At 40.2% G+C, this 16,144-nt stretch carries 19 protein-coding genes; 17 read left to right on the top strand and 2 right to left on the bottom strand.

The genetic code is table 11. From position 1 onward, the window contains the following. Positions 1-2: 2 nt before the first annotated feature. The 3 genes from RYL77_RS00285 to ilvD all read left to right on the top strand — a co-directional run bounded on the left by RYL77_RS00285 (position 3) and on the right by ilvD (position 3,730). Complete coding sequence (locus tag RYL77_RS00285) at positions 3-860, top strand: transketolase (protein ID WP_315008964.1); 858 nt, start codon at positions 3-5, stop codon at positions 858-860. Continuing rightward, positions 857-1,789: a transketolase family protein gene (locus RYL77_RS00280; RefSeq protein WP_315008963.1), complete on the top strand. Its 933-nt coding sequence runs from the start codon at positions 857-859 to the stop codon at positions 1,787-1,789. Before RYL77_RS00285 ends, RYL77_RS00280 begins: the two co-directional genes overlap by 4 nt. Before the next feature lie 237 nt (positions 1,790-2,026). Beyond that, complete coding sequence (gene ilvD, locus RYL77_RS00275) at positions 2,027-3,730, top strand: dihydroxy-acid dehydratase (RefSeq protein WP_315008961.1); 1,704 nt, start codon at positions 2,027-2,029, stop codon at positions 3,728-3,730. A gap of 60 nt (positions 3,731-3,790) precedes the next feature. On the opposite strand, the gene RYL77_RS00270 is transcribed toward ilvD, so the two are convergent. Continuing rightward, complete coding sequence (locus RYL77_RS00270) at positions 3,791-4,132, bottom strand: metal-sulfur cluster assembly factor (RefSeq protein WP_001204052.1); 342 nt, start codon at positions 4,130-4,132, stop codon at positions 3,791-3,793. A gap of 123 nt (positions 4,133-4,255) precedes the next feature. On the opposite strand from RYL77_RS00270, the gene RYL77_RS00265 reads away from it, so the two are divergent. From RYL77_RS00265 to RYL77_RS00200, 14 genes are all read left to right on the top strand, one after another. Continuing rightward, the gene (locus tag RYL77_RS00265) at positions 4,256-5,107 is read left to right on the top strand and encodes an Rgg/GadR/MutR family transcriptional regulator (protein ID WP_315008960.1); all 852 of its coding nucleotides are present in this window, start codon (positions 4,256-4,258) and stop codon (positions 5,105-5,107) included. Positions 5,108-5,458: 351 nt separating this feature from the next. Then, positions 5,459-6,706, top strand: coding sequence for a transporter (locus tag RYL77_RS00260; RefSeq protein ID WP_315008958.1), 1,248 nt, complete (start codon positions 5,459-5,461; stop codon positions 6,704-6,706). A gap of 77 nt (positions 6,707-6,783) precedes the next feature. Further along, positions 6,784-8,064, top strand: coding sequence for a histidine--tRNA ligase (hisS, locus tag RYL77_RS00255; protein ID WP_315008956.1), 1,281 nt, complete (start codon positions 6,784-6,786; stop codon positions 8,062-8,064). A 50-nt stretch (positions 8,065-8,114) separates the two neighbouring features. Further along, the gene (locus RYL77_RS00250; RefSeq protein WP_399553781.1) at positions 8,115-8,528 is read left to right on the top strand and encodes a hypothetical protein; all 414 of its coding nucleotides are present in this window, start codon (positions 8,115-8,117) and stop codon (positions 8,526-8,528) included. Positions 8,529-8,537: 9 nt separating this feature from the next. Then, a complete protein-coding gene (locus RYL77_RS00245) occupies positions 8,538-8,744 on the top strand; it encodes a helix-turn-helix transcriptional regulator (protein ID WP_001176233.1) in 207 nt (68 codons plus the stop codon). Beyond that, a complete protein-coding gene (locus RYL77_RS00240; RefSeq protein WP_315008954.1) occupies positions 8,744-8,932 on the top strand; it encodes a hypothetical protein in 189 nt (62 codons plus the stop codon). Before RYL77_RS00245 ends, RYL77_RS00240 begins: the two co-directional genes overlap by 1 nt. Continuing rightward, entirely contained in the window at positions 8,919-9,116 is a 198-nt protein-coding gene (locus RYL77_RS00235; RefSeq protein ID WP_315008952.1) for a hypothetical protein, read from the top strand. The genes RYL77_RS00240 and RYL77_RS00235 overlap by 14 nt, the downstream gene beginning before the upstream one ends. Continuing rightward, positions 9,113-9,859 (top strand): DUF3169 family protein, encoded by a 747-nt coding sequence (locus tag RYL77_RS00230; protein WP_399553780.1) that lies wholly within the window; start codon positions 9,113-9,115, stop codon positions 9,857-9,859. Before RYL77_RS00235 ends, RYL77_RS00230 begins: the two co-directional genes overlap by 4 nt. Positions 9,860-9,869: 10 nt before the next feature. After that, positions 9,870-10,694, top strand: coding sequence for an ABC transporter ATP-binding protein (locus RYL77_RS00225; protein WP_000621677.1), 825 nt, complete (start codon positions 9,870-9,872; stop codon positions 10,692-10,694). Further along, entirely contained in the window at positions 10,687-11,385 is a 699-nt protein-coding gene (locus RYL77_RS00220; RefSeq protein ID WP_315008948.1) for an ABC transporter permease, read from the top strand. Before RYL77_RS00225 ends, RYL77_RS00220 begins: the two co-directional genes overlap by 8 nt. A gap of 9 nt (positions 11,386-11,394) precedes the next feature. Beyond that, positions 11,395-12,036, top strand: a complete 642-nt coding sequence (locus tag RYL77_RS00215) for a type II CAAX endopeptidase family protein (protein ID WP_315008947.1) — start codon at positions 11,395-11,397, stop codon at positions 12,034-12,036. A gap of 17 nt (positions 12,037-12,053) precedes the next feature. Then, positions 12,054-12,284 carry a hypothetical protein gene (locus tag RYL77_RS00210; protein ID WP_000832186.1) on the top strand — a complete coding sequence of 77 codons (231 nt, stop codon included), beginning with the start codon at positions 12,054-12,056 and terminating at the stop codon, positions 12,282-12,284. A gap of 154 nt (positions 12,285-12,438) precedes the next feature. Then, positions 12,439-14,202 carry an aspartate--tRNA ligase gene (aspS, locus tag RYL77_RS00205; RefSeq protein WP_315008946.1) on the top strand — a complete coding sequence of 588 codons (1,764 nt, stop codon included), beginning with the start codon at positions 12,439-12,441 and terminating at the stop codon, positions 14,200-14,202. Beyond that, positions 14,180-15,121 carry a YitT family protein gene (locus RYL77_RS00200; RefSeq protein ID WP_315008945.1) on the top strand — a complete coding sequence of 314 codons (942 nt, stop codon included), beginning with the start codon at positions 14,180-14,182 and terminating at the stop codon, positions 15,119-15,121. The genes aspS and RYL77_RS00200 overlap by 23 nt, the downstream gene beginning before the upstream one ends. Positions 15,122-15,150: 29 nt before the next feature. On the opposite strand, the gene RYL77_RS00195 is transcribed toward RYL77_RS00200, so the two are convergent. Then, positions 15,151-16,137, bottom strand: coding sequence for a LacI family DNA-binding transcriptional regulator (locus tag RYL77_RS00195; RefSeq protein ID WP_315008944.1), 987 nt, complete (start codon positions 16,135-16,137; stop codon positions 15,151-15,153). Between the last annotated feature and the right edge of the window lie 7 nt (positions 16,138-16,144).

Genomic DNA, 16,144 nt, shown 5'->3' with positions numbered 1-16,144 from the left:
GGATGATTTCAAGTGAAAATAGAGAAGATGAGTTAAGAAAATTTGCAACAAAAATCCGATTAAATACTCTTAGAACATTGAATCATCTTGGATTTGGCCATTATGGAGGAAGTCTGTCTATCGTAGAAGTTTTAGCAGTGCTTTATGGTGAAATAATGCCGATGACTCCAGAAATATTTGCATCACGAGATAGGGATTATTTTGTTTTATCCAAGGGACATGCTGGACCAGCTTTGTATAGCACACTCTATTTGAATGGTTTCTTTGACAAAGAATTCTTATATTCTTTAAATACAAATGGAACCAAATTACCGTCTCATCCTGATAGAAATCTAACGCCGGGCATAGATATGACAACTGGCTCTTTAGGACAGGGAATTAGTGTTGCAACCGGACTTGCATATGGTCAGAAAATAAGAAAAAGTTCCTTTTATACCTATGCTATTGTTGGGGATGGTGAGTTAAATGAGGGACAATGTTGGGAGGCTATACAGTTTGCTTCTCATCAACAGTTATCTAATTTAATTGTATTTGTAGACGATAACAAAAAACAATTAGATGGTTTTACAAAGGATATTTGTAATCCAGGTGATTTTGTAGAAAAATTCTCAGCATTTGGATTTGAATCCATTAGGGTCAATGGTTCAGATATTAGAGAAATTTATGAAGGGATTATCCAATTAAAACAGTCAAATAATTCATCCCCTAAGTGTATTGTATTAGACACTATTAAAGGTCAAGGAGTTCGAGAGCTGGAAGAAATGAAATCCAATCATCATCTTCGCCCTACTGTAGAGGAGAGACAAATGTTAACTTCAGTTGTAGAAAGATTAAGTCAGGAATTGGAGGAAACAGAATGATGAGAAGTACGAAAGAATTACGACATGTGTATAGAGATTTCCTTCTAGAGACTAATCAAAGTTATTCTGATATAGTAGTTTTAGAAGCAGACTTGTCAAGTTCGATGGCTACTAACAATCTTGAAAAGGACTTTGGAGACCGTTATGTGAATGTTGGAATCATGGAAGCAGAAATGGTCGGGCTTGCAGCAGGTTTATCTATTCAGGGGTTTAGACCTTATCTTCATACATTTGGTCCTTTTGCTTCACGAAGAGTATTTGATCAATTATTTATTTCTCTTGGATACGCACAATTGGATGCCACTGTGATTGGATCAGATGCAGGAGTAACGGCAGAAATGAATGGTGGGACACATATGCCATTTGAAGAAATTGGATTGTTACGTTTAATTCCTAAATCAATCATTTTCGAAGCAACTGATGATATCCAATTTCGTGAAATCTTGAACCAGACATTAGACTTAAAAGGATTAAAATATATTCGAACAATTAGAAAAGCTCCAGAACCTGTATATCAAGGTGGAGAAGATTTTTCTAAAGGCTACATTGAGTTAAGACACGGTGAAGATGTTGTAATAGTTGCTTCTGGCATAATGGTTGCTCCAAGTATTCGAGTTGCGGATGAACTGTCTAAATTAGGTTATTCAGTAGGTGTGATAGATTTATTTAGAATCAAACCGATACCAGAACAGATAAAAACAATGTTAAGTGGAAAAACTATATTTACTGTAGAAAACCACAATCAGATAGGTGGAATTGGCAGTGCTTTATGTGAATTATTCTCTGATGATGGAATAACAAAAATTCATCGGATGGGTGTTCAAGAAAGATTCGGTCAAGTAGGGAAAATGGATTATCTTCTTAATGAGTATGGTTTGAGTGAATCGAATATAAAAGAGAAAGTTTTAGAGTTTTATAATGCAAGATAGATGTTAAATACACTTATCTGAAAGAACTTATGTAAAAATTACATTACATTACGTTATTTAAAGCAAGCGGATTAAAAAGCATATTCTGGTTATCAGAAAGTGCACTAATCCGCTTTATTATTTTTAATTTTAAATATTTCATATTTATATAGAATTTTCTGAAAATTCAAGAATTTTCTTCTGTTCATTGCTTTTGAAATGTGTTATAATAGTAAGAACTGAAATGGGAGGGAACAAATGACTGAATTAGATACACGTCACCGCAGTAGCATTTATGATAGTATGGTAAAATCACCAAACCGTGCCATGCTTCGTGCGACTGGTATGACAGATAAGGATTTTGAAACACCGATTGTGGGAGTGATTTCGACTTGGGCGGAAAATACACCATGTAACATTCACTTGCATGATTTTGGGAAATTGGCTAAAGAAGGTGTTAAATCTGCAGGTGCTTGGCCTGTGCAGTTTGGAACTATTACTGTAGCGGATGGGATTGCCATGGGAACGCCTGGTATGCGTTTCTCTTTGACATCTCGTGATATCATCGCGGACTCAATCGAGGCGGCTATGGGTGGGCACAATGTCGATGCCTTTGTCGCTATCGGTGGTTGTGATAAGAACATGCCTGGTTCTATGATTGCCATTGCCAATATGGATATTCCAGCTATTTTCGCCTATGGTGGAACCATTGCACCGGGAAATCTTGATGGCAAAGACATTGACTTGGTTTCTGTTTTTGAGGGTATCGGAAAATGGAACCACGGTGACATGACAGCTGAGGACGTGAAACGTCTCGAATGTAATGCCTGCCCTGGCCCTGGTGGCTGTGGTGGTATGTATACTGCTAATACCATGGCGACTGCTATCGAAGTTCTCGGTATGAGTTTGCCAGGCTCTTCATCTCACCCAGCTGAATCAGCTGATAAGAAAGAAGACATCGAAGCAGCAGGACGTGCTGTTGTTAAGATGTTGGAGCTCGGTCTCAAACCATCAGATATCTTGACTCGTGAAGCCTTTGAAGATGCTATCACTGTAACCATGGCTCTAGGTGGTTCTACAAACGCCACTCTTCACTTGCTTGCCATTGCCCATGCTGCCAATGTTGACTTGTCACTTGAGGACTTCAATACCATCCAAGAACGTGTGCCTCACTTGGCTGACTTGAAACCTTCTGGTCAGTATGTCTTCCAAGACCTCTATGAAGTCGGTGGTGTCCCTGCGGTTATGAAATATCTCTTGGCGAATGGCTTCCTTCATGGAGACCGTATCACATGTACTGGTAAGACAGTTGCTGAGAACTTGGCTAACTTTGCAGACCTCACACCAGGTCAAAAAGTTATCATGCCACTTGAAAATCCAAAACGTGCGGACGGTCCGCTTATCATCTTGAACGGGAACCTTGCTCCTGATGGTGCGGTTGCTAAAGTATCAGGTGTGAAAGTGCGTCGTCACGTTGGTCCAGCTAAGGTCTTTGATTCAGAAGAAGATGCTATTCAGGCCGTTCTGACAGATGAAATCGTTGATGGCGATGTAGTCGTTGTCCGTTTTGTTGGACCGAAGGGTGGTCCAGGAATGCCTGAGATGCTCTCACTTTCTTCAATGATCGTTGGTAAAGGTCAAGGAGACAAGGTTGCCCTCTTGACAGATGGACGCTTCTCTGGTGGTACTTATGGTCTGGTTGTTGGACATATCGCCCCTGAAGCTCAGGATGGTGGACCAATTGCCTACCTCCGTACAGGCGATATAGTTACAGTTGACCAAGATACTAAAGAAATTTCCATGGCCGTATCGGAAGAAGAACTTGAAAAACGTAAGGCAGAAACAACCTTGCCACCACTTTACAGTCGTGGTGTCCTCGGTAAATATGCCCACATCGTATCATCCGCTTCACGCGGAGCCGTGACAGACTTCTGGAATATGGACAAGTCAGGTAAAAAATAAACTCAAAAAGCAAGCCAACTTCGGCTTGCTTATTTTCATCTTCAAAAGTGATTTGCCTGCTTAACGAGGTGGTAGTCCAAGGGCAATACGGCCGTAGCGACTGATTCGTGTGATCTTCCAGGCAGGCGACCAGGTAACTTCAACCTTGACATCTTCGATACCCTCGATTTGTTTGAGACCTGCAACGATTTCGATAGGCAGGCTTTCGGCACAATCACAGGCAGTGTCGGTGAAGGTCATGACAATCTTGCAGAGACCTGTTTCGTCCAGATTGATTTCATAAATCAAACCTAGATTGTAAACATCCAATTCCACATCTGTATCAAAAACCTTCTCTAGTTTTTCGATAATTTGGTCTTGCAAGGCCAAAGCACGGTCATTGATTTTGATATCGTCTCTCATAACAGTCCCTCCACGTGATAAATATCCTCTATTTTCTCATAATTCTGACAATTTGGCAAGTTTTTGATGAATTTTCTGAAAAATATGATAAAATGAAGAAAATACTGAATCAAGGGGATGCCTATGGAGCAGATTGGAAAAGTCTTTAGACAATTACGAGAGTCAAGAAATATCTCGCTGAGACAAGCAACTGGGGGACAATTTTCGCCGTCTATGTTGTCCCGCTTTGAAACAGGTCAGAGTGAGCTTTCGGTGGAAAAGTTTCTATTTGCCCTAGAAAATATATCTGCCAGTGTAGAGGAAATCCTCTTTCTGGCGAGAGGTTTTCAGTATGATACAGATTCTGAGTTGAGAAAAGAAATCATAGATGTCTTGGATCCAAAGAATATAGCTCCGCTTGAGGATTTGTATCGCAGGGAGTATCAAAAGCATGCCCATTCTCAAAACAAACAGAAACATATTCTAAATGCCATTATTATCAAGTCTTATATGAAGAGTATGGATGATACGGTAGAGTTAACGGCAGAGGAAGGGAAAGTCCTTCATGATTATTTGTTTTCTACCGAGATTTGGGGAATCTATGAACTCAATTTATTTTCAGTCAGTTCACCATTTCTATCTGTTTCTCTTTTCACTAGGTATGTTAGAGAGATGGTACGTAAATCTGATTTTCTAATGGAAATGTCTGGTAATCGAAATCTGTTTCACACTATACTATTGAATGGCTTTTTAGCCAGTATTGAATGTGAAGAATTTACCAATGCCTCTTATTTTAAACGTGTCATAGGAGAGCATTTTTACGAGGAAAATGAGACATATTTCCGAACTGTCTATTTGTGGGCAGAGGGTCTCCTTGATAGTAAGCAAGGCAGAGTCAAGGAAGGCTATAAAAAGATGGAAGATGCTGTCCGTATTTTTGAGATGTTAGGCTGTGACAAATCTGCCGAATACTATAGAAATACGACCGATTGTTGAATATCTGCAAACTAAGAAAATAATTTGAAATTTTAAGCGATAGAACTGTTGGGCTCTCTCGTGTCACTGGAGAAATTCTATCGTTTCTTTTTGCTCATTTTATTTGTTGCATATATTCAAAAGTTTTTCCTCTAGAATTTCTAAGTGCTATACTATAGTCATACTTCATATAAAACTTATACTCTTCGAAAATCTCTTCAAACCACGTCAGCTTCACCTTGCCGTATAGATGTTACTGACTTCGTCAGTTCTATCTGCAACCTCAAAACACTGTTTTGAGCAACCTTCGGCTAGCTTCCTAGTTTCCTCTTTGATTTTCATTGAGTATTTGAACAAGAAGGGAGATTACCTATGAAACTATTGTTCAGAAATCAAGCTTATCGACTCTTGACTTTGTCACGCTTCTTCAATGCTTTTGGTGCTTCGATTTTCAATCTGGTCTTTATCGTCTATGCATCAACCTTGCAACACGCCTCTTTTGCGGTTGCTATGGCGAATATTGTCATGCTTCTTCCGACTCTCTTTACAGTTTTTGTAGGGATTCGGGCAGATTACACGAGGGACAAGGTCAAATGGATGACCTATGTAGGTTTATTTCAGGCGGTTTTATTTTTTCTAGCAGCCCTAGTTGTTCAGCAAGCGAGTTTCTTTGCCTTTTCGACCCTTTGCCTCATCAATGTCATTAGTGATGTAGCCAGTGATTTTGCTGGTGGTTTGCGCATGCCTCTTATTAAGGAAAAAGTAGCTGAAGAGGATTTGATGGAAGCTTATTCTTTTTCACAGTTTATCACCTATATTTCAGCCATTGGTGGTCAAGCTTTCGGAGTCTGGCTCTTAGGGCTATCGGTCAATAATTTTTCTCTTGTTGCGGGAATAAATGCCTGTTTTTTCCTAGTATCAGCCGTTATCCTCTTCTTAGGAAAAAGCAAATTGAACCTGTCAATATCATCTGCTGATGGTGAATCACTAAAAAATGAGAAGCTTCCGATCAAAGAGCAGTTCCTAACGATTTATCGAAATTTACGTCTCGTTTTTCTTAAAGGTGGACAGAAAAACTTTGGATTCATGATCTTTGCTGTCTTACTTATCAATGCCTTGGGTGGCGCTTTAGGAAGCATCTATAACATCTTCTTTTTGAGCCATTCTCTTTTGGACTTTTCTTACACAGAGGCATTATTTATCAGTCAAGTCTGTGCTTTGTTAGCAATCATCATCAGTAGCCTTACGGGCAATGATTATTTTGGGAAGCAGTCCTTGCCTAGATTGATGATGTGGGTGACCGTAGGACTCAGTCTAATTGGTCTAGCTAATTTATTCAATCAAGTCGTACTTGGTTTACTATTTCTCTGTTCAACTCTGTATGTGTCTGCTAAAGTTCAACCAAAGATTAGTGCCATGCTCCTGAAAAATCTAGCTCCAGAGGTTCTAGCTCGTACCAGTAATTTTTTAGGTTTATTGTTCACCTTATCCATACCTGTGGGAACAGCTTGTTTTTCACTTGTTGCTGTATGGAATATACAGTTGACTTGGATGTTATTTGTTGGTCTTTCCTTGATAGCTATTCTTTTGACAGTTATTAATCTCAAAAATGATATTTGAATCCTAATTTTTTTCTCACTGTTTTAATCCTTCTATTTATGGTAAAATAAGACTATTAAGTTTAAAGAGGATTCCCTATGAAATTACAAAAACCAAAAGGAACGCAGGATATTTTACCTGCTGAATCTGCCAAATGGCAGTACGTTGAGGGCTTTGCCCGTGAGATTTTCAAGCGCTATAACTATGCAGAAGTGCGCACGCCTATTTTTGAGCATTACGAGGTTATCAGTCGCTCTGTCGGAGATACGACGGATATCGTAACCAAGGAAATGTACGATTTCTATGACAAGGGTGACCGTCATATTACCCTCCGTCCAGAAGGAACTGCGCCCGTTGTCCGTTCCTATGTGGAAAATAAACTCTTCGCCCCAGAAGTGCAAAAGCCAAGCAAGTTCTACTACATGGGCCCTATGTTCCGTTATGAGCGTCCACAGGCAGGACGTTTGCGCCAGTTCCACCAGATTGGTGTTGAATGTTTTGGCTCTAGCAATCCAGCTACCGATGTGGAAACAATCGCGATGGCGGCCCATTTCTTGAAAGAAATCGGTATCCAAGGTGTCAAATTACATCTTAACACTCTTGGAAATCCTGAGAGCCGTGCGGCCTACCGTCAAGCCTTAATTGACTATTTGACACCGCTCAAGGAAACCTTGTCTAAGGATAGCCAACGTCGTTTGGAGGAAAATCCTCTCCGTGTATTGGACTCTAAGGAAAAAGAAGACAAGGTGGCAGTAGAGAATGCACCGTCTATCTTGGACTTCCTTGATGAAGAAAGTCAAGCTCACTTTGATGCTGTGCGTCAGATGTTGGAAAATCTTGGAGTAGACTATATCATCGATACCAATATGGTGCGTGGTCTGGACTACTACAACCACACGATTTTCGAGTTTATCACTGAGATTGAGGGCAATGACTTGACAGTCTGTGCGGGTGGTCGTTACGATGGTTTGGTTTCTTATTTTGGAGGCCCTGAAACTGCTGGATTTGGTTTTGGACTTGGTGTAGAGCGCCTGCTTCTCATTCTTGAAAAGCAAGGTGTGTCTCTCCCTATTGAAAACGCCCTAGATGTCTATATCGCAGTCTTGGGCGAAGGGGCAAATGTCAAGGCCTTGGAATTGGTACAAGCTCTTCGCCAACAAGGTTTCAAAGCAGAGCGCGATTACCTCAACCGTAAGCTCAAAGCTCAATTCAAGTCAGCCGATGTCTTTGCGGCTAAGACCCTCATCACCCTAGGAGAAAGCGAAGTCGAAAGCGGACAAGTGACGGTCAAGAACAACCAAACCCGAGAAGAAGTGCAAGTGTCACTTGAGACAATCAGCCAAAACTTCTCAGAAATCTTTGAAAAACTAGGCTTTTAATAGTAGAAAAACTGGTCGGGAACCTACTCCTGACCTTTTTCTTTTGCAAAATGACAAAAATCATAAACTTTTTGACAAATATGATTGTCAAAAAGAAAAAGATGTGTTACAATAAATTCAAGTTAAGAGAAAAGGAGAAAGGAACGATTATGTGGGCATTAGGATTTGTACCTCTTGTGATTATGTATTATATCTACCATTCCCAAAAGGTCAAGAAACTAGAGAATAAAATCAAAAGAATTGAGCAAAAACAGAAAGGAAATAAAGAAATGTCAAGAATTTTAAAAGAATTGATTGGGAAAACACCGACAATCGTTGGACAAGTTTTTGGAACAGATAACTGGGAAGTTGTGGATGTTGATGAGGAATGGGTCAAGCTACGTCGTGTTAATAAAAAAGGAAAAGAAAAATTCAAACTACAACGCATTGAGGATATCCAAACTGTTGAATTTGACGGAAAGTAGGTGTGTAACATGCAACTAAAAAATCGTCTAAAAGAGCTGCGGGCTCGCGATGGCCTCAATCAAACCGAACTAGCCAAGCTAGCAGAGGTTTCCAGACAGACTATCAGCCTATTAGAACGGGACGAATACACCCCGTCCGTTGTGATTGCCTTGAAAATATCTCAGATTTTCAACGAAACAGTCGAATCGGTATTTCGCTTGGAGGAGGACGAGTGATGAACAAGTATAAAGTGTTTTATTATATGAGTGTTCTTACCCTCGTTGTGAATGCTTTCGCTATGGTTGGAACATTACTGGGGTGGTTTTATTTTGTTGAAAGTAAGTATTTGTTTTGGATTAATTTAGTCCTCTTGTCCATTTTCAATCGGTTGAAGAAAAAGGAGAAAAATGATGAACAAGTATAAAGTGATTTATTATGTAGTGGCCATAGCTCTATTAGTCAGCGTATTTCTACTGATTGGGATAGACTTAGGTTGGTTTAATCCCTATCAAAGTGACCAATTTATTTGGGCCTACTTTGCTCTTATCCCAGTCGTTGACTGGATTGAAAAGAAAGTAAACAATTTAGCAAGTGAAAAAGGAGAATGAATATGAAAAAGAAAAAGAAAGGTGGATTGTTATTTTTGATGTCTATTGTCTTGGGAGGTTTCTTGGGCATGTTTGTAGGGATGTTTAAGGCAGATGCCGAATCCAACGGAATTATGTTAGATGTAAAACCCTTGATACCATGGCTATCAGCTATCAGTTTACTACTAGCCGTCATTATTCTTTTTTTGACTTTCAATTTCCTAAAGAAAAGCAGAAAATTTCATTCCTTGTATCAAGAGGAAATGGATGATGATCTGAATGAAAGCTATTATGTGCAGATGTATCGGAATCTCGAGTTTGGAAGTATTGCTTTTAATATTGCAAGCGTAGCAATTTCATTGTCTATTTTTCTCTCATTAAATGAAGTGGTTATATTGCATACAGACCACCAAACATTTTCCCTCTCTTTCTTAGTCTTTGTGCTATCCTTAATCGCTCAAAAATCTCTTTTTAAAACAATTGCGATTGTGCGTCAGTTTGATTTGGCTCTTTTCTCTACACCAAAGGATGTCTTGGACTATATAAATTCCTATGATGAAGGGGAGCGCCAGGCTAATTTGGAACAGAGTTTTCGAATTTTATTCCAATTAAACCAATATGTCTTACCAGCCTTATATGTTTTTCTTATTATCATTTCTTTCTTGACAGGAGAGATTCAGTTACTAGCTTTCTTGCTTGTAGGAGCCATCCATATTTATATCAATGTGATGCAGTTGCCTATGGTAAAACGCTATTTCAAATAAAGGAGTTTCTATGATTCGTGTTGAAAATGTAAGCAAAAGTTTTGGGAGCAAAAAAGCTCTTCATCAGATTTCTTTTGAGATTAAGGAAGGTGAAATCTTTGGTTTTCTTGGTCCTTCTGGATCAGGTAAAACAACCATGATCAATGTCTTAACAGGTCAGTTGGCTGCAGATCAAGGTAAAACAGTTTTGTTAGGCAAGAATTCTCAAGATTTAACCTCAAATGATTTGGAACAAATTGGTATTGTTAGTGATGGCAGTGGTTTTTATGAAAAGATGAGTCTTTATAAAAATCTTCTCATCTATGCTAAGTTATATGGTCTCAAGTCAGATAGAGTAAATCAGGTGCTCCAACAGGTTGGATTGGCAGATGCTAAAGATATTATCGCAGAAAAACTATCTACAGGAATGAAACAACGAATGTTCTTGGCTCGTGCCCTTCTGAATGCTCCTAAGATTCTCTTTCTAGATGAGCCAACCAGTGGCTTAGACCCTACAACATCTAAGATGATTCATACCCTACTTCAAGAATTAAAGCAGGCGGGGACAACTATCTTTTTGACCACGCATGATATGAATGAAGCAACTCTGCTTTGTGATCGCTTATCTCTTTTGAATAAGGGAAACTTAATAGAGTATGGAAGTCCGCAAGATATCATCCAGAAGTACCATGTGGATAAGAAAGTACGTGTGGTTTATAACGATGGACGAGAACAGATAGTTCCATTTGAAGAATTGCCACATTTAGACACGACAGATTTGATGGTGGTTCACTCTTGTGAGCCAACTCTAGAAGAAATCTTTATCAGATTGACAGGAGAAAAGTTAGATGTTTAGAAAATTAAATGCCCTACTATGGTTAAGATTGCAAGTTCTTATCAGCAATTCAACTTTGTTGGCGACTCTATTGATGCCTTTTGGAATTGCTGTTCTATATAATGAATTCTTCAATAAGAATGGAGAATTGAGTATGTTTCTCCTCTCTACGAGTTTGACGATGGTCTTGAGTATGGGAAGTGGTTATATGGTATCGATTATGATGGCAGAAGATAAGGAAAAACGAAATCTTAAATCACTCATTCTAAGTGGTGTGACAGCAACAGAATATACTTTCAGTATGCTTGTTCTCCCTATTCTGATAATGTTACTTGCTATGATTGTACTTCCCATCTATCTTAAAGTAGATATATCTGGTTATTTATTTGCCTACGTTATCTATTTGCTCCTAGCAACTATTAGTATTATTTTTCTCAACCTTCTAATCGGTGCGGTGTCAGATACTCAATCTAAAGCGCAAGTTTATAGTATCTTCCCTATGTTAATTGTCTCTTTTTTACCTATAATTGCTCTTCAAAATGATACGGCTCAGAAAGTGTTAGATTACTCGTTCGTCGGTCCAATTGTAAATCTTTTAAATAAAAAAGGTGGGGAAATATCTTTTTCTAATATTGGTATGTTACTTGCCTGGGTACTTGTGTTAGGAATAGCGAACCTCTTTGTATTGAAAAATAGCTATAAAGCAAGATAGGAGATCTATATGAAATTACTTAAAAACTTTGGCTGGTTTTTTCTAGCCCTTCTATCCTTTGTGTTTATCTATGGTACCGTTCAGAGTGGGGCTGTAGAAGCTTTGAATCTAGGCGCTTCACCCTATGCTACTACCTTGCTCTATGTGGCCTTGGCTGGAGTATATGTGTACGTCATTTATAAATGGTATCAGAAAGCTCCTGTCCATATTGAGAAGAGTAGTTTTAACCGATTTATTTGGCTCCCTGCCTTGGTTTGGTTCATATCTCTTGTCGTTCAATTTTTCCTACCAAATGATCCTTCGGTAAATCAGCAAACAGCGACAGACCTGACCTTGGCTCAGCCACTTTTCTCATTCTTTGCGGTCGTTATTTTTGCTCCTTTGACGGAAGAACTCATCTTTAGAGGGATGTTAGCACGCTATCTCTTTCCTAAGCAGGACAATAGTAAACAAACTCTGCTTTTCCTTCTGGTATCGAGTGTTCTGTTTGCCTTGATTCATTCTCCAGGAACTTTGCAACAGTTTTTAGTTTATGCTAGTCTAGGATTGAGTTTGGGTATGGCTTATGTAAGCCGAAAAGGTCTTCTTTACAGTATTTCACTACATGCTTTGAATAATTTAGTCAGCTTTTTGATGATTCTCATGCTATAATAGAGTCAGGAGGTCACATGAAACGAGTAATTTTATTAGCAGTGATTCAAGCAGTCGTTCTATTTTTCATCATTGGGGCACTAGCTTATGCCTTCAAGGGCGATTTCTTCTACAGTCATCTAGCAGTGGTCTTTGCCCCTATTGCCGGTATCTGGCGTTTTGGGACAGCCTACACAACGGAAATTGTCTTGCCTCGAAAGGCAGCTGAAATTGCTGAAAAGCGTAAAGCAGGCAACAATTCAAAATAAAAGAGTCCGATGAAGTTCATCGGATTTTTGTATGGGCGTTAATTTTTAGAGTCTTCACTTGATTTTTAAAGACTGGCAAACTTTTCTGCTGATTTTCATGAAGAGCCTGCGCTTTTATGGTAAAATAGTAACAGAATAAAAGAGGAGAGAAACAATGAAACGTAGTATGTATGCTGGTCGTGTTCGTGAGGAACACATCGGACAAGAAATAACCTTGAAAGGATGGGTAGGCCGTCGTCGTGACCTTGGTGGTTTGATCTTTATCGACCTTCGTGACCGTGAAGGAATCATGCAGTTGGTTATCAACCCTGAAAAAGTCTCTGCAGAGGTCATGGCAACAGCTGAAAGCCTTCGTAGCGAATTTGTTATCGAGGTGACTGGTCAGGTCGCTGCGCGTGAGCAAGCCAATGATAAGTTACCGACTGGTGCAGTTGAGTTAAACGTGATAGCTTTGACTGTGCTTAATACAGCTAAGACAACTCCATTTGAGATTAAGGATGGCATTGAGGCTAATGACGATACACGTTTGCGTTACCGTTACCTTGACCTTCGTCGTCCAGAAATGTTGGAAAATCTTAAACTTCGTGCCAAGGTGACCCACTCTATCCGTAACTACTTGGATGAGTTGGAGTTTATCGACGTGGAGACACCATTCCTTTCTAAGTCAACGCCAGAAGGAGCGCGTGACTATTTGGTACCGTCTCGTGTTAATAAAGGGCATTTTTACGCCCTTCCTCAAAGTCCACAAATCACGAAACAGCTCTTGATGAATGCTGGTTTTGACCGTTACTATCAAATCGTTAAATGTTTCCGTGACGAGGACTTGCGTGGTGACCGCCAGCCTGAGTTTACCCAGGTCGACTTGGAAACGTCTTTCCTTACTGAGCAAGAAATCCAAGATATCACAGAAGGCTTGATTGCGCGCGTGATGAAAGAAACCAAAGGCATCGAAGTAACGCTGCCATTCCCTCGTATGAAATACGATGATGCCATGGCTCTTTATGGTTCTGACAAGCCAGATACCCGTTTTGACATGTTGCTTCAGGACTTGACAGAAGTGGTCAAAGGTGTTGATTTCAAAGTCTTCTCAGAAGCACCTGCTGTGAAAGCCATTGTGGTCAAAGGAGCTGCGGACAACTATTCACGTAAAGACATCGACAAGATGACCGAAGTAGCCAAGCAGTACGGTGCCAAAGGTCTTGCTTGGGTCAAGATTGTGGATGGAGAATTAAACGGACCAGTTGCGAAATTCTTGACTGGCATCCAAGCAGACTTGACAGCAGCACTTGATCTTGAAGATAAGGACTTGGTTCTCTTTGTGGCTGATACGCTTGAAGTGGCCAATGCAACGCTCGGTGCTCTTCGTGGACGTATTGCCAAAGAGCTTGACTTGATTGATAATGATAAGTTCAACTTCCTTTGGGTAGTTGATTGGCCAATGTTTGAATGGTCTGAAGAAGAAGGCCGCTACATGAGCGCCCACCATCCATTCACCCTTCCACAGGAAGAGACTGCTCACGAATTAGAAGGTGATTTGGCTAAGGTTCGTGCCATTGCTTACGATATCGTCTTGAACGGTTATGAGCTTGGTGGTGGTAGCCTTCGTATCAATCAAAAAGACCTTCAAGAACGCATGTTCAAGGCTCTTGGTTTCTCAGCCGAAGAAGCAAATGACCAATTTGGCTTCCTTCTTGAAGCCATGGACTATGGTTTCCCACCACACGGTGGTTTGGCTATCGGGCTTGACCGTTTTGTTATGTTGCTTGCTGGAGAAGAAAATATCCGTGAAGTTATTGCCTTTCCTAAGAATAACAAGGCAACTGACCCAATGACACAAGCTCCTTCAACAGTAGCTCTTAAACAACTAGAGGAACTCAGCTTACAAATAGAAGAAGATGAAACAAGCAAAACGAATTAAGCGGTGGCGCTATTATCTGCGTCGCTTTGCTCATCAGATAAAAATTTTACGTGTCTTACAAAGCATCTCTCGGGAAAAATATGATGAGAAGATTTCGGCTTCTCTGGTCTATGGTTTTTTATCAGCAGTAGCGGTCAATTTCTTTTTCCAACCAGGGCATGTGTATTCGAGTGGTGCGACAGGTCTGGCACAGATTATCTCTGCCTTGAGTAATCACTGGTTTGGTTTTCATATTCCAATTTCATTGGCTTTCTACGCTATTAATTTTCCTTTGATGGTTTTAGCTTGGTATCAGATTGGCCATAAGTTCACCGTCTTTACCTTTATCACGGTGTCCATGAGTTCCTTCTTTATCCAGTTTGTCCCTGTGGCGACCTTGACGGAGGATCCCATTATCAATGCCCTTTTTGGGGGTGTTGTCATGGGCTTGGGGATTGGTTTTGCTCTTCGCAACAATATCTCCAGTGGTGGGACGGATATCGTCAGTCTGACCATTCGCAAGAAAACAGGTAAGAATGTCGGTAGTATTTCTTTCTTGGTAAATGGGACCATCATGCTGATAGCAGGTTTGACCTTTGGTTGGAAATACGCTCTCTACTCTATGATTACCATCTTTGTCTCTAGCCGTGTGACAGACGCTGTCTTTACCAAGCAAAAACGCATGCAGGCCATGATTGTGACCAATCATCCAGATAAAGTAATTGAGAAAATCCATAAAAAATTGCACCGCGGAGCAACCATGATCCACGATGCAGAAGGAACCTATAATCACGAAAGAAAGGCAGTTTTAATCACTGTCATTACACGTGCAGAGTTTAATGAATTTAAACAGATTATGAAACAGGTGGACCCAGGTGCCTTTGTCTCTGTATCTGAGAATGTTCATATTCTGGGACGATTCGTTGAAACAGAAAATTAGTAACCAAAAAAACCAGCTCGAGCTGGTTTTTATTTTTCGATAATTTTGTGGGCAATCAACTGACGGTAACAAATTTGTTTATTGCTTTTAGCATCGCTGATAATCTGGAGGATAGTTTCAAGAGAAACACGACCAAGTTCTAGGCTATTGATATCAACATAGGCCGCCAAGTTGAGCTTGGGATTGACCGAGTCAAAGCTGAGAACAGGGACATCCAGTTGGTGTTTTGTGATATAATCACATACTCCTTCGGCTAGGAGGCTATCGGTTGTGATGATAGCATCGATTTGAGGGTCATGCTGAAAGAGGAGTTGGCTAAACTGATATCCTTTTTCCTCTAGAAATTCATTTGCAAAGTAGGTCAGATTGCCATCAAGAGGCAGTTGGTATTGCTTGAGCGCGGATTCGTAACCAGTTAGACGGTCTTGTGTAACGAAGAGTTTCTTAGAACCTCCGATAAAGGCAATTCGTTTGCATCCTTTTTTGATGAAATATTCGGTTGCATCCAAACCAGCTTGGACATTGTCATTATCGACAAGAGGGATAAAGGGTGAAATGGATTTTCCTAGAATGAGGAAGGGGAACTGTTCATCAGCCACCAGTTTGACCAGGGGATCTTCCTCTTCAGCATAAAGGAAAATCAAACCATCTACACGCTTACCATAGACCATCTGAGAAATAGCTTTAAGACGCTCTTTGGCATCTTTACCTGTTGCAATCTGAATGGCGTAGTGGTTTTCAGAGGCGACTTGGGCAATACCACGGAGGACAGATGGAAAGAAAGGATTTTGATAGAAGGCATCTGAGTCGTCAGGAAGCACCAAGCCGATAACTTGAGTATAGCTACTTACCAAACTACGAGCGTTGAGGTTGGGGTGGTAATTAAGCTCCTTCATAGCCTTGCGAACACGTTTTTTCGTTTCGTCGCTAATGGTTGATTTGTTTTGAATAACACGGGTTACGGTTGAAGGTGAAACACCAGCAGCCTTGGCCACATCTTTAATCGTAACGGGCATAAAAATC

This window comes from uncultured Streptococcus sp. (assembly GCF_963516515.1).
Classification (GTDB): domain Bacteria; phylum Bacillota; class Bacilli; order Lactobacillales; family Streptococcaceae; genus Streptococcus.
The sequence above is the reverse complement of the archived record's forward strand: the minus strand, read 5'-3'. Positions and strand labels throughout refer to the sequence as shown.